Raw genomic sequence first — 18,116 nt, forward strand, 5'->3', positions numbered from 1 at the left:
CCTCCCGCATCATCGCCAATCGACGCAAGACATCCGTGTCGCCGAGGTCAACGGCTCGGTGAAGCAGGGCTTCGGCACCGTCCCGGTCCCCGGCTTCCTTCCGCATCTCAACGAGTTCGAGCAGGGCGTCAGTGTCGCCGAGGTCAACGGCTTGGTGAAGCAGGGCTTCAGCACCGTCCCGGTCCCCGGCTTCCTCCCGCATCATCGCCAATCGACGCAAGACATCCGTGTCGCCATGGCAGGCAGCCATCCGACCTAAGACTTCGGCACCGTCCGGGTCCCCGGCCTCCGCACGCAACACAGCTAGCAAGGCCAAGGCCACAGGGCTTCCGTGGGCGGCGGCTTTGTGGCGCAAGTGGTGAGCCCACTGCAGCCGTAGGCGCTTCTCAGCTTCATCCGCGACGCGGTTCAAGTCATCAGGGTGAGCAAGATGGGTGAGAGCGGCATGCCAGAAGGATGCAGGTGGGCACAGGCGACGGCGGCTCGTGCGGCCGTGTTGCTCAAGATAGTCAGCGAGCCGGAACTGAGGTCCTCTCTCAGCCTCCGCGTCCTTGATGGCGGCGGAGTCAGGGGCGGGTGGACGTCGCACGGGGCGGCGGGAGGTCTGTCGTAAGGGAGCTTGTTTGCCGTGGACAGGCTTAGCGAGTTCGGCGTATGCCTGTTCTGCCCACCCCTCGGTGAGCTGGTCGTAGTCGTTCTGGCTGAGGTAGTCAGTGGCAGCATCAGTGAGGAATGCCTGGGGGAGGTGCAAGCCGACGCCAAGGCGGCGCGCGTCCATCGCGGCCTGCAGCACTGCCTTGGCGGCTGGGCCGGCATGCCGGTAGCGGTTTAGGAGCTCGGGAGCACCGGCCAGGTCCTGGGTGATCCGACCGTCGGCGTGTGCACGAGTAAGGGCGTCGGCCAGCAGCCAGTCGCCATCCTCGGCAAGGGCCCAGGCCGTGGCCAGGGCAGGGCCGTCAAAAGCATCGGGTACCGCCAAGAAGTGGCCAGCGAGTAACTCTCTTGCTCGACTGTGCAGATCCGGCTCGGACGGTATAGGCAGAGCCGTGTACTGCGTGGCGTACTCGGGCCAGAGCGTGCCCAGCACCAGCACGGGCCCGCGCTCCCGGCTGACCAGCAGACGGTGCACGGCTGCCGCGATCTGCTCACCTACTGCCCGGTCCCCGAGGTAATGCTGGGCCTCGTTCAGCCACACGACCGTACGGGGCCCGACGCAGTGCAGCTGCTCCAACGCGGCCTGGGCCCTGGTCGGGTCGAAGGGATGCCACAACCGCCACCCCTGGTCAGCAAGGGGCTGGACGGCCTCCCAGCACGCCCGTGTCTTTCCCGTCGAGGAGGCTCCCACCAGCACCATGATCCGGCTGTGGCCGGCCATGGTGTCGTCCACCGCTTTGTCCAGCACCCGGTCATGCTTGCGGCGCACGTAGGCGGGCCAAGCCCGCTCTGCGGACATGTCGGAGCCCGCAGCCGTCGGGCCGGGGCCGGCCCGGTGGACCTCCAAGTCATGCGGCGCCCACTCTCCAATGGGGCGTCCCGGCCCCTCTGTCGTACCTACGCCCACCTGCTGCGCCGCGGTGCGCTGCAACGCAAGCATTTCCGCCTCGGGCAGCTTCAGCGCGCGTGATAGCGCCGCCACCGTCTCCGCGGACGGCACCGGCTTCTTAGAAGAGAGTGCCTCCGAGACGGTCGTCCGTCCCAGACCCGCCCGCCGGGCCAACTGGGTCTTATCTAACCGGGCCCGGGCCAGCCCGTCGGCCAGTCTCGCGCGCAATTTGGTGAGTTGCGGGCTGTGGCCGTTCTGCTCGTCCATGTACCTTCCCCGAGGCCCCGATGTGTTCGCCGGTGTTCATTCTCGTCCCGGCGAACCCCGGCGAACACCGGTTCCATGACCTTCGACCACGTCAACACCCCATCACTTACCGGGAGTCCCCGTGGCCGTCGTCCTTCTGACCACCGCGCTCGTGATCGTCGTCGCACTTCTGGCCGCCGCTGGCGCCGGCAAACTTGCCCGTATGGAGGGCGCCGCGTACCCCACCGCACTCACCCGGGCCGCCGCAGCCTTTACAACAGTCCTCACTCTCGCCGCGACTGTGACCGCAGCCCTCGCAGCACTGTTGGCTTGAATTGCCAGAAGGATGCAACTTCGCCAAGAAGGACCGTGCACCGACCTGCTATGAGGAACAGACCCTCCACCCCTATTCGATGCCGTCGATGACGACCGATGGCTGAGGGCGCGGCTCATAACCCGCACGGCTGATGGCCAGGTCTACCGGGCAAAGCCTCTGGAAAGCCCTGCGAGCTGGTTGATCGAGTTCCATGTGGATCCGCCCTCATCGTGGCATGCGAGACTCGCGGAGCGCGTCAGATTCCACTTCGAGATCTTCAAACTGGCCCCCCTGTTCGAAGATCAAGCCGCCGACGACCTACCGGGCATCGAGCTGTCGATCGAGGAAGCCTTCCAGGCTGGCGGAGCAGCAGACGTTCGTGCTCACCTAGAGGGACTCGCACACTCACGTGCACGCCTGAACAAGAACTCCTGGATGGTAGCCCTGTATGAAGCGCTCGCCGCCCATGACTGGTTCTGCAGTGGGGTCTTTCGCCAGGTAGCAGCTGGATAGGTTGTCCCGCATGACCGCCCTGGTCGTAGTTCCAGATTCGCGCGGACTTGGGGACGGTGGGACGGTGGGCTCACAAGCCTCACGAGTTGACTGCGCTCATCCCAAACTGTTGCCGGGGCAAATCAGTACCAGAGGGCCAGCCTCGGTGGCTTGCCTCTCGCAACAGGCTGCTCCACCCCGGACGGTTCCAGATGTCGCATGCCACTACGTGCCATTCGTAGGGGCAAACAGGGGTCACTACGGGCGTCATCCGCCCATCGGCCACAGCACATCCGCACAGAGTTTCCGCTGGTCAGAGCGCCCCTTGGTGGTCATATGCTGGGTGATTCCCAAGCTCAGAGCGCGAGTTCGATTCTCGTCACCCGCTCCACGACGAAGGCCCAAGTCAGCGACTTGGGCCTTGTTTGTTGTCTAGACCTGTCTAGGCGTCTCGTGCCCGTTCCGTGCCCGATGCCTGTTCATCGGCCTTGGCCGCAGCCTTCCGGCGTTCGGCCTGGACCAGGGAGTCGAGTCCGGAAGCGACCTCGCGTTGACGCTCGGGGTCCGAGTGTTGATAGATGAGCGCGGCCTTCTCCGTGGACTGGCCGGCACGCACCATCGTGTCTTTGAGCGTCGCGCCCGATCGGGTGGTCAGGGTGTGCCCTGTGTGACGAAGATCGTAGAACCGGAAGGTGTCTGCCAGTCCGACCGCGCTCCGGGCCTTGCGCCACTTCCGGCCGAAGGTCGAGCGACGGAAGGGCTTGCCGCGCTCGTCGAGCGCTCCGCCTTTCGACCCACACCGACGTTGTCCAGGTCCACGCATGCCTGCCTGCCCCTCTGGCCCCACGGGGTCGTATGCGGCGAGAAAGGCCACCAGGCCGGCCGAACGCCGGTGTAACTCCGCAGCGCGGAGAACCACTTGGCCCTCAGTGCCGGCAGCAAGAAGAGCGATGGCCTCCGGCGAGGTGGCAATTCGGCGAGCAGCTTCTGCTGGGTCCTCGATATCCACACGCTCCTCAAGGACGCGTTGCAGCCAGACTGCCGTTTCCGCACGCCCGCGGAGAAGGCGATACCGCCCTGGACGGTCCTCGGGCGCGTTGGCGATGTTCACGAGTTTGGGCAACGTTTGTTCACCACTGCGGACGGCACCGTGCCTTTGGCACTGTTCGATTGGCCGCCGGGGTCTTGGAACTACTCCTACAGTCAGGGACGGAAGGTGCGGCGGTAGGTGTCGGGTGGAACGCCGACGCTGCGGTGGAAGTGGCGGCGCAAGGTGGTGGCGGTGCCCATGCCGGCGGCTGCGGCGATGGTGTCCACGGTGGCGTCGGTGGTCTCCAGCAGTTCCTGGGCGTGGCGAATGCGCTGGGTGTGGAGCCATTGCAGTGGCGTGGTGCCGGTGAGGTGCTTGAAGTGGCGGCCGAGGTGGCGTGAGCTCATGCGGGCCCGGCGGGCCAGGTCCTCCACGGTCAGCGGCTGGTCCAGCCGCTCCAGCGCCCAGGGGAAGAGCTCGCCCAGGGGGTGGTTGCCTGGGGCGGGGAGGGGGGTGGCGATGAACTGGGCCTGGCCGCCGTCGCGGTGGGGTGGGATGACCAGGCGTCGGGCGATCTTGTTGGCGTTGGCCGAGCCGTGGTCGAGGCGGACCAGGTGCAGGCACAGGTCCATGGCGGCGGCCTTGCCCGCGGAGGTGAGGACGTCGCCGTCGTCGACGTAGAGGACGTCCGGATCGACGGTGGCCGACGGGTGGCGCCGGGCCAGTTCCCGCGTGTGGGCCCAGTGTGTGGTGGCGCGCCTGCCGTTGAGCAGTCCTGCCGCGCCCAGGACGAAGGCGCCCGTGCACAGTGAGGCCACACGGGCACCAGCCGCGTGGGCCGCACGCACCGCCTCGACCAGCTCGGCGGGCGGGTCGCGGTCGGTGTCGGCCCAGCCAGGGACGATCACTGTGTCCGCTTTCGCGAGGTGGTCGAGTCCGTGGTCGGGTTCCAGGCGGAAGCGGCCGACGTGCACCGGACCGCTCCCGCAGAGGGAGAAGTCGTACCAGGGATCCACGATGTGGGTCAGGTCGGCTCCGAAGACCTCGACGGCCACGGACAGTTCGTAGTGGAGCATGCCGTCGGTGACGGCCAGTGCAACAGCGGACATGTCTGAAACTGTACGCGGCATGTCGTTTCCGACACGCGCGCGGAGTGCTGCCGGACGGACAGGATGTGGGTGTCAGGCCGCAGCGGATGGACCTCGCAGCGGGCGTTCGAGTGCAGGGAGCAGTCTCATGGTGTCACGTCAGCTGGTGACGGTGTTCGGCGCATACGGTCACACCGGGCGGTTCGTGGTCGCGGAACTGGCCGCGCGTGGATTCGTCCCGGTGCTGTCCGGGCGCAATGCGCAGACCTTGGAGGAACTGGCCCACGAGCACGGGCTGGAGGCCCGGGTGGCGTCGGTCGACGACCCGGCCTCGCTGGACCGGGCCCTGGCGGGAACGAGGGCGGTCATCAACTGCGCCGGCCCTTTCGCATCGACCGTCGGCCCCGTGATCGAGGCCGCGCTCCGCGCGAGGATCCCCTACCTGGATGTGGCCGCCGAGCTCGAGGCAAACCTCGACACCTTCGCCCACTACCGCGAGCGGGCCCGGGACGCGGGAGCGGTGATCGTCCCGGCCATGGCCTTCTTCGGCGGCCTCGGCGACCTACTGGCCACCGCGGCGATGGGCGACTGGACCGAGGCCGACGAGGCACACATCGCCTATGCGCTCAGCAACTGGCACCCCACCGCCGGTACCCGGCTCTCGGGCGCGGTCTCCCGCGAGCGACGAGGCGACCACCGCCTGCGCTACAGCGGCGGACAGTGGGAGCACCGCATCGACGCCGCGCCCACCCTGGAGTGGACCTTCCCGGAACCGATAGGACCCCGGCCGGTGATCGGGGAGTTCACGATGGCGGACGTCGTCACCGTCCCCCAGCACCTCTACATCCCCGACGTGACCACCTACATGACCGTCGAGGCGGCCCGAGACGTCGCCGCCCCCCACACGCCGGCCCCGACCGCCACCGACGAGAGCGGGCGCTCGAACCAGACCTTCCTCGTCGACGTCGTCGTCCGCTCCGGCGGAGCCGAACGCCGGGCCACGGCCAGCGGCCAGGACATCTACGCCGTCACCGCGCCCCTCGTCACCGAGGCCCTCGAGCGCGTCCTGACCGGCCGCACCAAGACCGTCGGCGTCGTCTCCGCCGGCGAGATCTTCGACGCCCCCGACTTCCTGCACGCGCTCGACCCGCACATCACACTCGACCTGCACCCGCAGAAACAGAACGCCTGACCCGAGCCATCCGCCCGGCTGTCGGGCGCGCGCCCTCAGCGAGCCGTGACGACATGGGCGTCGGCGTCCTCGTTCGATTCCCTCACCTTCACGGGTGCTGCCCGAAGTCCTGAACAAACGCTGCCCGAACTCGGGCTCTGGTCCACTTCGTGTGGTCGTGCACGCAGGGTGACTGTTGATCTTCGTGTGATGGCGGTTGAGTTCGCCCGAAAATCGCCCGGCTGGGCGGTGGTGTGGTCGACAGTCCTTCGCCGTGAACGAAGTGCTGCCGCAACTGGATGAGCTCCTGTTCTCCTCGGTCGAGGGCGTGTTGGTGGAGTCGGTCGACGTGACCGACACGGTCGTCCGGGTCGAGGCTCGTACGACCGCAGGACGGGCGGCTTGTCCGGAGTGCGGATGCTGGTCAGGGCGAATACACGGCTCCTACCTGCGTTTTCCTCGTGATCTGCCGACAGCGGGCAAGCATGTCGTGGTGTCGTTACGAGTACAGCGGTTCGTCTGCGCGGAGGGCTCCTGCACGCGCAAGACCTTCGCTGAGCAAGTCCCCGGGCTCACTCGTCGGTTCGGACGACAGACCGAGCGGCTGCGATCGACGCTGGTGTCGGTCGGTCTCGCGCTCGCAGGCCGGGCAGGCGCCCTCATGACGGATGCTTTCAAGGTCCCAGTCAGCAGGAACACCCTGCTGAGGCTGATCGCCTCGCTTCCGGATCCCGCCACCGCCGCCCCCCGAGTGGTCGGCGTGGACGAATACGCCCAGCGCAAGGGACGGATCTACGGGACTGTGCTCGTCGACGTCGAAACACGTCGTCCGATCGACCTCCTTCCCGACCGGAAGGCGGACACGCTCGCGGCCTGGCTCGCCGAGCGGCCCGGCATCGAGATCATCTGCCGTGACCGGGCTTCCTTCTTCGCCGAAGGAGCCACCCGCGGTACCCCGCAGGCCCTCCAGGTCGCCGACCGATGGCATCTCTGGCACAACCTGGGCGAAGCCGCCGAGAAGTCCGTCTACCGGCACCGCGGCTGCTTGCGCCCCACGTCGTCACAGTCGGAGGAACCTCAGGAGGAGGCGGAGCCGGTCGCGTTGTCGCCCTGGCCGACAGGCCACCGGTTCGCCGAACGTACCCGCGCCAAGCACGCCACCATCCATGCGCTCCTCGCCGCCGGTCACAGCAAGCGATCCGTCGCCCGGCAGCTCGGCATGACCCTCAACACCATCCTGCGCTTCTCCCGCGCCACCACCCCGGAGGAGATGTTCACCGGCCAGTGGCAAAACCGTGCGACCAGACTCGACGACTACAAGCCCTACCTCGATCAGCGCTGGCAGGAAGGCTGCACCAACGCCTGGCAACTGTGGGAGGAGATCAAGGAACAGGGCTATCCACGCGGCTACGCCAGTGTCCGTGACTACGTCGGCAGGACTCTTCGCGGCAAGCCCCAACCGGTCGGCCCCCGGCCGCCATCGGCCCGCGCCGTCACACGCTGGATCCTCACCGACCCCGACGCTCTACCCGAAGCCGACCGGCTCCACCTCAAAGCCGCCATGGCCAACTGCCCCGAACTGACAGCACTCGCCGAGCACGTGCGCTCCTTCGCCCACATGCTCACTCACCTGCAAGGTGACCGACTCCCCGAATGGATCGAAGCAGCCAGCGCCACCGCCGAACTGCCCAGCCTCCGCCACTTCGCTCAGCACCTCCTGCGCGACCTCGACGCCGTCACGGCCGGCCTCACCCTCCCCTGGAACTCCGGCGTCGTGGAGGTCACGTCAACAGGATCAAGATGCTCAAGCGCCAGATGTTCGGCCGCGCAGGATTCGAACTCCTACGCAAACGAGTTCTATTGGCGTGACCGAGGGTCATCGGGCCACCAGAGCCCGTTGAGAGCCACGCAGCCACGACGAAGAAGCTGAGCAACGGATGGGGCTCAACCGCGCGGATCATGCCCGCGGCCCTGACGACCGCAAGCGAAATGGTCCGTCCCGCATCGAGGAGTGCGGGACGGACCATCGGGTGTGGGTCAGCAGTCGCGGCTCGTCGCCGAGTTGGGATGCCAGGTCTCCGAGCCGGAGCCCGCGCCCCTCCAGTAGAACGCCGCCACGGCGCGGAAACTATTCGGTGGCCCGGCGCACGGGTCGATGGTGCTGGTGCCGGCCAGGTCGCTGATGGCATGCCAACCGTCGTTATCGTCTGCTTGGCGCACCGTCACCCAGCCAGTGGAGGACGTGTAGCGCTGGAGCCTCACGTTGTTGACCTTGACCCCGTAGTTCCCGCCACCGTCGGCGTCGGTGATCTTCGCCCGTGCCCGGAAGGTGTCCGCGTCCGCGTCCCACCAGATCATGGTGCAGCGCTTGACCTGGGTGCCGTGGCAGTGCCATGTGCCTGATGCGGATGCCGACGATGGAGTGAGGACGATCGACGCGCCGAGCGTCGCGGCGACCAACGCGCCGGTGGTGCCGACCCGGCGCACACGCTTGACCCCCATGAGAACCCTTCCTGAGTTTCCAGACACCGAGACGGCAGGATCGCTCGCCTCGCATCTGATGCCGGACGCCCCTGTCGGCTCCGTACGACGGGCACAGTAGCCCGGCCAGGTCGCTGAGTGTGTCGGTCGTTTGCCCCACAAGGAACGGCCGCCGCGGGCCCTCGATGAGGTACTTCGGCCGCGCAGGATTCGAACTCCTACGCAAACGAGTTCTATTGGCGTAACCGAGGGTCATCGGGCCACACGAAGTGGACCAGAGCCCGAACTCGTGAACAAATCCAGACGCGTCGAGAAACCGCGGGTCCTCCGCGAGCGAGTAGAGGTGCCCGATCAGATCCTCCGTATCGGCATCGGGATGCTCGTCGACGAACTCGCGACCTGCTTCCGCGAGGTATTTGAGCTCGATCCTGAGTACGTTTCCCGCAAACTTCTGCAACCTCTTGCTACGAACACCATCTTGGAACAGGCGATGGCGCTCGTTGAAGTCCGGCTGGAGGATCCGCCCCTCGGCGTAGTCCAATGAGTCCTGGACCAGCCGGACAACCTGCCACTCACGTCCGCTGCGCGTTGGCGGGAGGCCTCCAGCAGGTGGATGAGAATCTTTTTCCCCCCCCCGGCGGTGACCTGAGTCTGACTGAGGGGTCTGACAGCGGGCCCCGACGTCGCCAGCCGCCAATACCTGACGTTCCTGTCCGTGCCTCGACTCCGGAGGGAGCACCTGGTGCTACGCGGTGTCACCCTGGCGCCATGACAGAGCAATCGCTCCGCAGAAGCTTGGATGTTACCCAGAGGGGACAGGCGTTCACGATCACGGGCGACGTCGCGCACTCGGAGTCGCTGTCATGCCCGGCACGGCACTGGGCATCTCCCTTTCGGCAAAGAGGGTGCGCCTCAATCCGCCGCATTCGAGGCAGACGGACGGTCTACCGAGACGTCACCTGGATGACCACTCCGCACGATGGCGTGGCGCGCCCTGCCGTCAGCATCGCCTCCTGATGGTCCTCACAGTCTCGCGCCAGGCCGAGACAACGGCACCGAAGTCCAACATCAGCTCTCGAACCTGGTGGAGCAACATCCGTACAACGCGCACTGCGACAACCGCTCCGAGGCCCAGGACGATCCACCGCATCGGCAGGCTCCTCACATCGAGCACCGGACTGCTCTCCGTGGAGACCGATGTCAGCGTCAGAACTGCCGCTTTTTATGATCTCGCAGACTCGCTCTTCGCGACGTCGCCCGCACTCGTGATCCCGTCACGTACTCGACTCCCCACCGCCACCCCCGACGCAACACCGGCAGGCGGAGGGCCGCTGTCGACACCGCGAACCCCACGACACGCCATGCCATGTCCGCAGTCGAACTGGCCTCCGGAGGAACCGTGTCAGCCGGCCCCTCCCCTACCAGCGACTCCACCAGCCACCAGCCACAGACCGCGGCCGATACCAGGGCTGTGATTGCGGCAACGGCGCTCGCGACCTGCGCGCCAATGGTTCCAGGCTTCTTACCCAGGAGCTGAGCAGCCTCTTTTGATTGAAACCCAGCACTTTGTTCGCATAAAACGCATGGCGCTGTGCGACGGGCAGGATATCGACCGCATCGGCGACTGCCAGTCGCCTGACCGACGACTCCGCGAAGTCGTTATGGCGATCCGCTGGATCGCAGAGCAGCAAGGCGGTCGACTCTCGCTGCCTCGCCAGCACTCCGACGCGGCGGCTCACACTGGTGTTGATCACCTTGAACAGGTAGGCGCGCGGGTTCCGCAGAACCTCGGCGCGCTTCACCGCTTCCAAGAACGCTTCCTGGACGATGTCCTCCGCACTGGTCACCGACTCGGGAATCTCCGCCTCCCGCAGCAACTTGCGCGCCCGACCGACCATCTGGCCGCGCCCCTCCAGGAACGCGGCCTCGATGGCTCCCATGGCAACTGTGGACAGGGTGTCAGCCTGCTTGTCCTCACTCACCGCTTCCGGTCCGCTTTCCCTGGTCCGTCGACTTCCGGCTGTCGGCCTCGCCGCGCGCACGCATGATCTCCGCCTTGCCCTGAGCCTTGTTTCGATATGCCACGCTCTCCAACCAGATCCTGACGCCCTGAGCCAGAACGGCGGTGCCGACGAACAAGCCTGCGCCCATGAAATCAACGGGTGCCACTGAATCCTCCTCAGTCTGCGGCCAACCCAGCGGTCCCATTGGAGGGACTGCGACCGCACGCCATTGGAGAGCCGCGAGGCCGAAGATCTCTTTATGTGGCTCACGTCACACCGGCTCCTGAGAGCCTGCACCAAGCGATTATGAGATAGCCGCCGCTGCGTCCGGAGAGCTATGCGCCGTCCGCCAGAAGCCCGGGCAGATAGTCGGCAAGAGACAGGCTCAGGCGCGTGACACACCCGAGTCGGAGGTTGAGAACGACGCAGTTGCCGCTTCTGCGGGAGAGGACCACGTGGCCACCGTGCTCACTCTGTGATGCCACCGGTCATTCGCCGGGGGAGCCACTGCCAGTCCTCCAGGGCACCTTGGACGAGTTGCTGCAGGTGTTCCTGGCCGTCGACAATGAGTACGTCCCGCAGGCAGGCGCAGTCAGTCAGGCTCCGGTTGCCGACGACACAGACGTAGATGCCGGCGATCTGCAAGCCTCGTGCCGCTGCGGAGAGTTGGGCGTCGACGGGTAGCGGGATCCTCCGCGCCAGTTCTTGTGCGAAGACCCGCTCGATCCTGGGGCGCCCCAGCAGCGCGAAGAGACCGCCTGCGGCACGGCCGACGACATCGTGCAACTGGTCCTTCCCCTGCAGGATGCTGCGAGCCAGCAGGGCGAGATCGTCACAGCCCCTCCTGCTGTGGCGCTTGACCAGCCTGTTCCAAGAGTCGCCCGAGGCGTAAGCGACCGCGCGCTCAGCGATGACAGCGGTGCCACCGCGCTCTATTACCTCCAAGGCCGCCCTTGCCGGCCCCTCAACCCTCAGACGCTCCCGCGCGGGCCGCGTTGGCGGTCGGGAGGCACGTGGGGTCGGGATGGCGACCCGAGATGCCGGACGACGCGGTACTCGCCGCGGCGCCTGAGCGCGCTTGACAGGTCGGCTTCGAGGCGTAGGAACGCGGCCCGCCGGCTTGCCCACATGGAGATAACAGCGGGTGTCCGGGCGGCTCACTCGGTTCCTGCACAACGTGCGGTCCGGCTTCTGCGCACGACATCGATAAACCATGCCGAAAGCCTGAAGACCCGCCTGGAACGGGGGCAAGCATGCCTATTTGGCCAAGCAAACGGGTTCAAACGCTCGCTGACGCAGAACAGCAGCCTGCCGGTCCGGAGGCACGCCATGGAATCGCTCTGGCCAAGTCCGGACAGTGACGAACCGGGGCAGACTCCGGATGAACAGTTCGAAGTCGTGCTGAGGCAAGCGCGAGTGGAGGCAGTGCTCCGGATCATTCGCGAGAGCACACCGTCCCCATGATCTTGAGCATGAAGCGCATTGCCATGCTGACGCGACTAGCCGAACCGCCTCCGCAAATTGCGCCGTCGCAAACCCAGCCCCGTGCCAGCCCTTCAGGGCGGCACACCAAGGTCAGAAGCGGTCGGTCCAACCAGAGCCAGCACAGCTCGTACACCCAAGTAACACCTGGCCAGAGCCTTGTGGTGCTCCAGAGCACCGTGGATTCCCAAGCTCAGAGCACGAGTTCGATTCTCGTCACCCGCTCCATGACGAACCCCCAGGTCAGCAGCCCAGGGGTTGTTTGTTGTCTAGCCCAATTCGAAGACTTCGCACCACTTGTGCACCACATCTGGCGGTCAATCGGTGCAACGACGGGAGTCTGGGAGACCTGCCGAGTTTCCGTTCGGGCGCATTCTTGAATCCTGAGATCGACAGAGCTGGACGCCCGCTTTCCTGATCACGGGGGTGGTTCATCCACCGACGCGCGGCGCCCAGGTCCGCTTCGATCTCGTCGTTCGATGAGCAGACTTCCAGCCACTACAGGTAGCCGCCTTGCGCGAGCACCAGGAGCTCTCACCAGGGCACTCGCCGGTTTCGGTGAAGAATTGTACATCTGCGGCCACGATGGTGCCCCGGTCGGGCGCTGCGGGCACAACCTCGCCGGCCCGTGTGCGGTCTGCTCACAGGTGGGCGTCCAGGAACTCCCCGAGTGCTGTTCTGGACATCGGACCGCTCCTGTCCGCCATCGGCTCGCCCCGATCGATCAGCACGAAGAAGGGCGCGCCGGTGACGCCGTACCGCCGGACGGGGCCGGGGCACCTTGCGATGTCGGCCCGCACGACGATCAGTCGGCCCTGGTGGATGTCGGCCACCTCCCCCACCAGGGCATCCATTTCCTTGCATGCTGCCGCGGCCTTGGGCCACACCCCGTAGAAGTACGCGAGCACCGGCACATCCGCCCTCGCCAGGATGAACTCGAACTCGGCTTCCTCATGGGGCCGTTGGACCCTGTTCGCCATCGGCACTCCTTGACGCTCCTTGTGTCTCCCGACCGCTACGGCCGTACCGCCCGTCAGTGGGCCCTGCGCGCTCGGGCGGCCTTGCGGGCCTCCGCCATCGTGCGCGCCTCCGCGGCCTTGCGGGATTCCTTCGGCGGGCGGCCCGCGCGGGTGCCCAGACCCCGGAACGCCGCGTTGGCGGTCTTCGCCCCGTCCTGCACCGGCGGGCGCTTCGCGCCCGTGATGCTGGTCAGCCTCTCCTCGCCGGAGCGAACCTGGGCGACCGTGGGCCGGATCCCGGCATCCGACATCATCCGGTTCACGTCCCGGCGCTGGCCGGGCGTGACCAGCGTGACCACGCTGCCGGACTCCCCGGCACGCGCGGTGCGCCCGCCGCGGTGGAGGTAGTCCTTGGGGTCGGAGGGCGGATCCACGTTGACGACGAGGTCCAGGTTCTCGACGTCGATGCCACGGGCAGCCACGTTGGTGGCCACCAGCACCGTGATCTCCCCGTCCTTGAACTGGGCCAGCGTGTGCGTGCGCTGCGGCTGCGACTTCCCGCTGTGCAGAGCACCCGCCTTTATGCCGCTGCTCCGCAAGTGGCGGGTGAACTGGTCCACACCGTGCTTGGTGTCCAGGAACATCAGCACCCGCCCGTCCCGAGCCGCGATCTCGGTGGCTGTCACGTACTTGTCGGCGGGATGGACGTTCAGTACGTGGTGCTCCATCGTCGCGACCGAGCCCTCCGCCCGATCGACCGCGGCGAGCACCGGCTCACTCAGATACTGCCTGACCAGTTGATCGACGTTGCGGTCGAGCGTCGCGGAGAACAGCATCCGCTGCCCGCCCGGGGGCGTCCGGTCCAGGGCCTCCGAGACCTGCGGCAGGAAACCCATGTCGCACATCTGGTCCGCCTCGTCCAGCACCGCGATCCGCACCCGGTCCAGGTGACAGTCCCGCCGGGCGACGAGATCGGCCAGCCGTCCCGGCGTCGCCACCACGACCTCGGCACCCGCCCGGAGTGCCGCCACCTGCCGGCCGATCGCCAGCCCGCCGACGACAGTCACCGAGCGTAGCCCGAGCGCCTCCGCGTACGGAGCCAGCGCCTCGCTCACCTGCTGCGCGAGTTCCCTTGTCGGCACCAGGACCAGCGCGAGAGGGCGCTTCGGTTCGGCGCGCCGGCCCGCCGTACGTGCGAGGAGCGCAAGCCCGAAGGCGAGGGTCTTTCCCGAGCCGGTCCGCGCGCGCCCGAGGACATCACGGCCGGCCAGCGCGCTCGGCAGGGTGGCCGCCTGGATCGGGAACGGCTCCCGTATCCCGAGCCCCGCCAGCACTCCCATCAGCTCGACCGGCAGTTCCAGCTCCGCGAAGGAGCCGGCCGGCGGGAGGCCGGGCGTCACTGTCCCCGGCACCGAGAGCTCGCCCCGCGGGGCCCTCCCCTGGTCGGGCCTGCCGGGTCCGGAGCGACCGGAGGCCGATTGCTTCGCCTTCATTGGGGGTTCCTCGTTTCGGCGCCCTGAACGGACCTGGGCCCGTGCCTTGTCCGGCACGGGCCCAGGCTCTCTGCAAGCGTGACCCGACCTTACCAGCGCGGGCCTCGCACCGACCGTCCCGCAGCCCGGCCAGACCCCCGGGACGGGTGACCGGCAAGATCCACACGCCAGGCCCCAGGGCCCCTGTAAGCAGTTTTACAACGCGTCAGATCGTGGCTTCAGCCGCCGCTCCCCGCGACGGAGCGGCAGCGCGCATCGCCTACGCACGCAGCGAGATCACCGTGGTGCCGGAGCCGACCGGGCCCACCCGCAGCACGGTGCCGGTCAGGTCGTTGAACGACGTCATCTTGGTGCCTCCGCGCGCGTCCGCGGACGACATGGCCACCCGGTACGCCGCCGGGTCGGCGTCGCCGATCTCCAGTTCCACCACCGCCCGGCTGTTGGGCGGCACGGTCACCTTGAGGGAGTGCGTGCCCTTGGAACGGTGCAGGGAGACCGCGACCGGGCCGCGCAGGGACGGGACCGTTCCTTCGACCTCGGTCAGCTTCCCCGTCCTGGGCCGGACGCGGAATCGGGCCGCGCCCGCTTCCGTGACCTGGACGCCCAGTATGTGCCGGGCCACGGCGTTGGCGGGGGCGGAGGCCCAGGCGTGGGAGAAGGTCATGTTCGGCTTCAGCGACGGGTCCCACGCCTCCGTGACGATGGTGGCCTTCAGGTCGTCGATCATGTGCAGCCAGGAGTTGGTGGCCCTGGAGGTGAGCAACGCGAGCGCGGCGTCGGCGCGGCCGAGCCGGAACAACGCGTCGAGAAGGAACTGCGCCCCGTACACGCTCATCTTCATACCGCCTGCGGCGAGAGTGTCGCCCATCCTGGTCAGCACCTCGCCGTCGAGGGCGGCGGCGACACCGAGCGCGACCGGGAAGGCGGTGGCGTGCTGGGCACTGTGGGTGGTGCCCGCGCCATCGCGGAACAGGCCCGCCGAGGTGTCGAGCAGGGTGTCGCGCATGGCGGCGGCGAGGGTGTCGGCCCGCTCCCGCATCAACGCCTTCTCATCGCTCTTGCCGAGGGCGGCGGCGCACTTGGCGAGAGCGTCGAAGGCCGCGTACTGGAAGGCGTTGACGACGGTGTTGACGCTGGTGAAGACGTAGCCGTCCCGGCTGGTGACGGGCCAGTCGACCAGGTCGCCAAGATCCTGGCTGGAGTTGCCGGGCGACTTGTGAACCAGACCGTCGGAACCCAGATAGGAAGTGAGGTTCTTGGCGGCGAGCAGGGCATAGTCCTTGGCGAGCTGCCGGTCGTCGCCGGTGGCGAGATAGTCCTCCCAGGCGGAGATCGCGCACATCAGCCGGTACTCGGTGGGCCAGGTGCCCCGGCGGACCAGGTAGTCGTTGGACCACCGGGCGAGCGCGTACGAGCGCTGCACGCCGTACTCGGAGAGCTGGTTGATCAGCGCGTCGCCCTCGTAGGGGCCCCGCTCGCGGGTCGGGGTGTCCTGGTAGAGGTCGCCGCGGGTCGCCTCGACGGAGTAGCGGCACAGGTCCCAGACCTGGTCCAGATCGGGGTCCGAGCTGCTGAAGCGGGAGTCGGAGTCGTCCCAGTCGAGCTTCCAGGCGCGGCCCCTGACGGTCGCCCGGGACAGGTCGACGGAGGTGCGCAGCTCGGCCCAGCGGAAGCCGCGGTAGCCCCAGTGCTCGAAGCGCTGGGCACCGTCGCGCAGAGTCCAGACCTCGCGGTAGCGGTTGGTGGCCCGCAACTGATATTTCACGGTGTCATCGGCGTTGAGTTCCTCGCCGAGGCGCACCTCCACGGTGTCGCCCGCGTTCCCGGTGACCTCCAGGGCCAGCCCGCCGACGATCTCCCGGCCGAGGTCCACCAGCCAGCGGCCGTCGGCCACCTCGGTCACCGAGGCCGGGATGACGTCGTGCAACCGTACGGGCTCGACGAGCGCCGGGACCAGGCCGTCGATGGCGGAGCGGGAGGCGGGGGTGAGCCAGTCGGCGTCGTCGAATCCGGGCTCGGTCCAGCCGACGGGCTCGTTGCGCAGATCCCAGTACTCCTGGGGCGCGGTGAAGAAGTTGCTGCCCGCGCTGCCCCCGGCCGGGAGCAGACCGTTCTGGCCGCGGGCTCTCCAATCACCGCCCGAGCCGATGGTGGCCCGGCTGCCGTCGGTGTAGGTGATCTCCAGCTGGGCCAGGAACTTTCGCTCCGAGGGGGTGTGACACAGCGCGGCCAGAGCGTTGGCCTCGCCGGCGCGCAGGGTGTCGGTGATGTCGAAGGACTGGTACGCGACCCCGGAACCGGAGCGTACGGAGGCGTAGCCGACCAGACTGGCGTTGCTCCACACCTTGGCCACGTACTGCCTGGCCGGGTTGGCGGAGGTGGCGGCAACGTGCAGCACGGCGGCGGCGACCTTCTTGCCGGCCGCCAGGTCGTACTCGTGCCGCAGCAGCGCCCAGGTGTTGTCGGCGCCGTAGGAGGAGAGCGAGGAGGCGTCGGTGGGGAAGGTGAGGACACCGTTCGCGACGGTGCCCGCGGAGAACGTGCCCTTGTCGGAGGCGAAGTCGTCCTGGAGCAGCACGGTGCCGTCGGCCGCGGTGAAGCGGACGCTGTCGTACACCTGCGACTCGGTGCGGCCGTTGCGCAGGCCGATGTTGCCCGCCGTGTAGCGGGTGTGGGTGGTGGTGTCGACGACGGTGCCGTTGACGCTGGTGGTGAAGGCGGAGCCGGTCATGGTGACCGAGAGGTCCACCCACTCACCGGTCGCGACCGGGAAGGGCAGAGTCACCTCGCCCAGGACGCTGTACGTACCGTTGACGCACACGTGCTTGCGCAGCACTCCGGCGGTAACGCCGGCGCGCAGTTGCCACATGTAGTTGTTGGCGGTGTCGGTGGCCCGGAACCACAGACCGGCGGCCACCGCGGTGATCTTGAGGCGAGCGGCGAAGGCGCCGTCCGTCATCGTGGGCCCGCTCGGGGCCCAGATCGGCTCGGCCTGCCACTCGTCCTCCACCGCGGTCGCCATCAGCACGGGCTCCGACCACGACGACGGCTTGTCCGCCCAGTTGCGGACCCGCCACCAGTAGGCGGTACGCGGTTTCAGCGCCGGACCGCCGTAGGCCACGGCGGTGGACTCGGCAGCGGCCACCCTGCCGCTGCTCCAGACCAGTCGGTGGTTCTTGAAACCGGCCGGGGTGGTGGCGACCTCCAGCTGGTAGGCGCGCTGGCGGGTACGGGGGCCGAGGTCGGGGACCTGCCAGCTGAACCGGGGCCGTTGTCCGGCGGTGGTACCCAGAGCCTGCGGCAGCAGGTCGGTCAGCAGACCGGTGGGCGCAGGGGGCGCGCCCTTGCCTTTGCCCTGCGCGGCGGCGGACGCCGGGGGTCCGGTGAACACGACAGAGGCGGACGCGGCGGCCCCCAGCTGCAAGGCGGTTCTGCGCGTCGGGTGTCCGGACATGGGCAGCCCCAGTGGATGAAAGGTTTCATTCGGGTGCTCGGAGGCTAGGCGCTGTCCAGAAAGCGGGTCAACAGATTGGACGAAAGAAACGACCGGGGTAGAAGTGAAACGATATATACGGCGGGGCTGAGCTCTCGCTCCGCGCGGCCGGCCAGGTGGAGCACCGGGATCGGAATCACCTCAGCCAGTGGCACCGCACCGGCCAAGGTCGGCGCGGGCAGCGGCCGTCCGTGCCTGGCCGCGAAAGGCCAGGGCGTGCTGTTGTCCCGCATGCGGGGGATGATCGAAGCATGAGAGGCGATGATCCGCTGGTGTTCGGCGCGGAGCCGGGCCTGGACGGCTGTCAGGAGGCGGTGAC

At 67.8% G+C, this 18,116-nt stretch carries 14 protein-coding genes; 4 read left to right on the forward strand and 10 right to left on the reverse strand.

Annotated features, from left to right (window positions below; translation table 11 throughout):
• A partial coding sequence (locus tag ACFWHU_RS18190; RefSeq protein ID WP_387225569.1) for a helix-turn-helix domain-containing protein occupies window positions 1-1,810 on the reverse strand: 1,810 nt, incomplete at its 3' end.
• A 121-nt stretch (window positions 1,811-1,931) separates the two neighbouring features.
• Between ACFWHU_RS18190 and ACFWHU_RS18195 the strand changes: the two genes are divergently transcribed.
• Window positions 1,932-2,123, forward strand: a complete 192-nt coding sequence (locus ACFWHU_RS18195; protein ID WP_359806873.1) for a hypothetical protein — start codon at window positions 1,932-1,934, stop codon at window positions 2,121-2,123.
• A gap of 916 nt (window positions 2,124-3,039) precedes the next feature.
• Here the strand turns inward: ACFWHU_RS18195 and ACFWHU_RS18200 are convergent.
• Together ACFWHU_RS18200 and ACFWHU_RS18205 are read right to left on the reverse strand one after the other, a co-directional pair.
• Window positions 3,040-3,606: a hypothetical protein gene (locus ACFWHU_RS18200; RefSeq protein ID WP_387225571.1), complete on the reverse strand. Its 567-nt coding sequence runs from the start codon at window positions 3,604-3,606 to the stop codon at window positions 3,040-3,042.
• A 194-nt stretch (window positions 3,607-3,800) separates the two neighbouring features.
• Window positions 3,801-4,736, reverse strand: coding sequence for a helix-turn-helix domain-containing protein (locus tag ACFWHU_RS18205; RefSeq protein WP_385792251.1), 936 nt, complete (start codon window positions 4,734-4,736; stop codon window positions 3,801-3,803).
• Between the two features lie 127 nt (window positions 4,737-4,863).
• Between ACFWHU_RS18205 and ACFWHU_RS18210 the strand changes: the two genes are divergently transcribed.
• Entirely contained in the window at window positions 4,864-5,907 is a 1,044-nt protein-coding gene (locus tag ACFWHU_RS18210; protein WP_387225573.1) for a saccharopine dehydrogenase family protein, read from the forward strand.
• A gap of 196 nt (window positions 5,908-6,103) precedes the next feature.
• A complete protein-coding gene (locus ACFWHU_RS18215) occupies window positions 6,104-7,816 on the forward strand; it encodes an ISL3 family transposase (protein ID WP_387225575.1) in 1,713 nt (570 codons plus the stop codon).
• Window positions 7,817-7,923: 107 nt separating this feature from the next.
• On the opposite strand, the gene ACFWHU_RS18220 is transcribed toward ACFWHU_RS18215, so the two are convergent.
• The gene (locus tag ACFWHU_RS18220) at window positions 7,924-8,388 is read right to left on the reverse strand and encodes a hypothetical protein (protein ID WP_387225577.1); all 465 of its coding nucleotides are present in this window, start codon (window positions 8,386-8,388) and stop codon (window positions 7,924-7,926) included.
• Between the two features lie 322 nt (window positions 8,389-8,710).
• On the opposite strand from ACFWHU_RS18220, the gene ACFWHU_RS18225 reads away from it, so the two are divergent.
• Window positions 8,711-8,911, forward strand: coding sequence for a hypothetical protein (locus ACFWHU_RS18225; protein WP_387225579.1), 201 nt, complete (start codon window positions 8,711-8,713; stop codon window positions 8,909-8,911).
• Window positions 8,912-9,785: 874 nt separating this feature from the next.
• On the opposite strand, the gene ACFWHU_RS18230 is transcribed toward ACFWHU_RS18225, so the two are convergent.
• The 6 genes from ACFWHU_RS18230 to ACFWHU_RS18255 all read right to left on the reverse strand — a co-directional run bounded on the left by ACFWHU_RS18230 (window position 9,786) and on the right by ACFWHU_RS18255 (window position 17,758).
• Window positions 9,786-10,349, reverse strand: a complete 564-nt coding sequence (locus ACFWHU_RS18230) for an RNA polymerase sigma factor (protein WP_387225581.1) — start codon at window positions 10,347-10,349, stop codon at window positions 9,786-9,788.
• Window positions 10,342-10,536, reverse strand: a complete 195-nt coding sequence (locus tag ACFWHU_RS18235; RefSeq protein WP_387225583.1) for a hypothetical protein — start codon at window positions 10,534-10,536, stop codon at window positions 10,342-10,344. The genes ACFWHU_RS18230 and ACFWHU_RS18235 overlap by 8 nt, the downstream gene beginning before the upstream one ends.
• Before the next feature lie 302 nt (window positions 10,537-10,838).
• On the reverse strand, window positions 10,839-11,315 hold the full coding sequence (locus ACFWHU_RS18240; protein ID WP_387225585.1) for a hypothetical protein: 477 nt from the start codon (window positions 11,313-11,315) through the stop codon (window positions 10,839-10,841).
• 1,178 nt (window positions 11,316-12,493) lie between these two features.
• Window positions 12,494-12,832: a thioredoxin family protein gene (locus ACFWHU_RS18245; RefSeq protein WP_387225587.1), complete on the reverse strand. Its 339-nt coding sequence runs from the start codon at window positions 12,830-12,832 to the stop codon at window positions 12,494-12,496.
• A gap of 53 nt (window positions 12,833-12,885) precedes the next feature.
• Window positions 12,886-14,304, reverse strand: coding sequence for a DEAD/DEAH box helicase (locus tag ACFWHU_RS18250; RefSeq protein ID WP_385792247.1), 1,419 nt, complete (start codon window positions 14,302-14,304; stop codon window positions 12,886-12,888).
• A gap of 259 nt (window positions 14,305-14,563) precedes the next feature.
• Entirely contained in the window at window positions 14,564-17,758 is a 3,195-nt protein-coding gene (locus ACFWHU_RS18255) for a family 78 glycoside hydrolase catalytic domain (protein WP_387225589.1), read from the reverse strand.
• Between the last annotated feature and the right edge of the window lie 358 nt (window positions 17,759-18,116).

The sequence above is a fragment of the Streptomyces sp. NPDC060366 genome, from assembly GCF_042725135.1.
Taxonomy (GTDB): Bacteria; Actinomycetota; Actinomycetes; order Streptomycetales; family Streptomycetaceae; genus Streptomyces.

What these genes read in the sequence shown, in the direction of transcription:
- ACFWHU_RS18255 (WP_387225589.1), bottom strand. Translation starts at nt 17,758, where the DNA reads ATGTCCGGACACCCGACGCGCAGAACCGCCTTGCAGCTGGGGGCCGCC.
- ACFWHU_RS18210 (WP_387225573.1), top strand. Translation starts at nt 4,864, where the DNA reads ATGGTGTCACGTCAGCTGGTGACGGTGTTCGGCGCATACGGTCACACC.
- ACFWHU_RS18245 (WP_387225587.1), bottom strand. Translation starts at nt 12,832, where the DNA reads ATGGCGAACAGGGTCCAACGGCCCCATGAGGAAGCCGAGTTCGAGTTC.
- ACFWHU_RS18205 (WP_385792251.1), bottom strand. Translation starts at nt 4,736, where the DNA reads ATGTCCGCTGTTGCACTGGCCGTCACCGACGGCATGCTCCACTACGAA.
- ACFWHU_RS18250 (WP_385792247.1), bottom strand. Translation starts at nt 14,304, where the DNA reads ATGAAGGCGAAGCAATCGGCCTCCGGTCGCTCCGGACCCGGCAGGCCC.
- ACFWHU_RS18220 (WP_387225577.1), bottom strand. Translation starts at nt 8,388, where the DNA reads ATGGGGGTCAAGCGTGTGCGCCGGGTCGGCACCACCGGCGCGTTGGTC.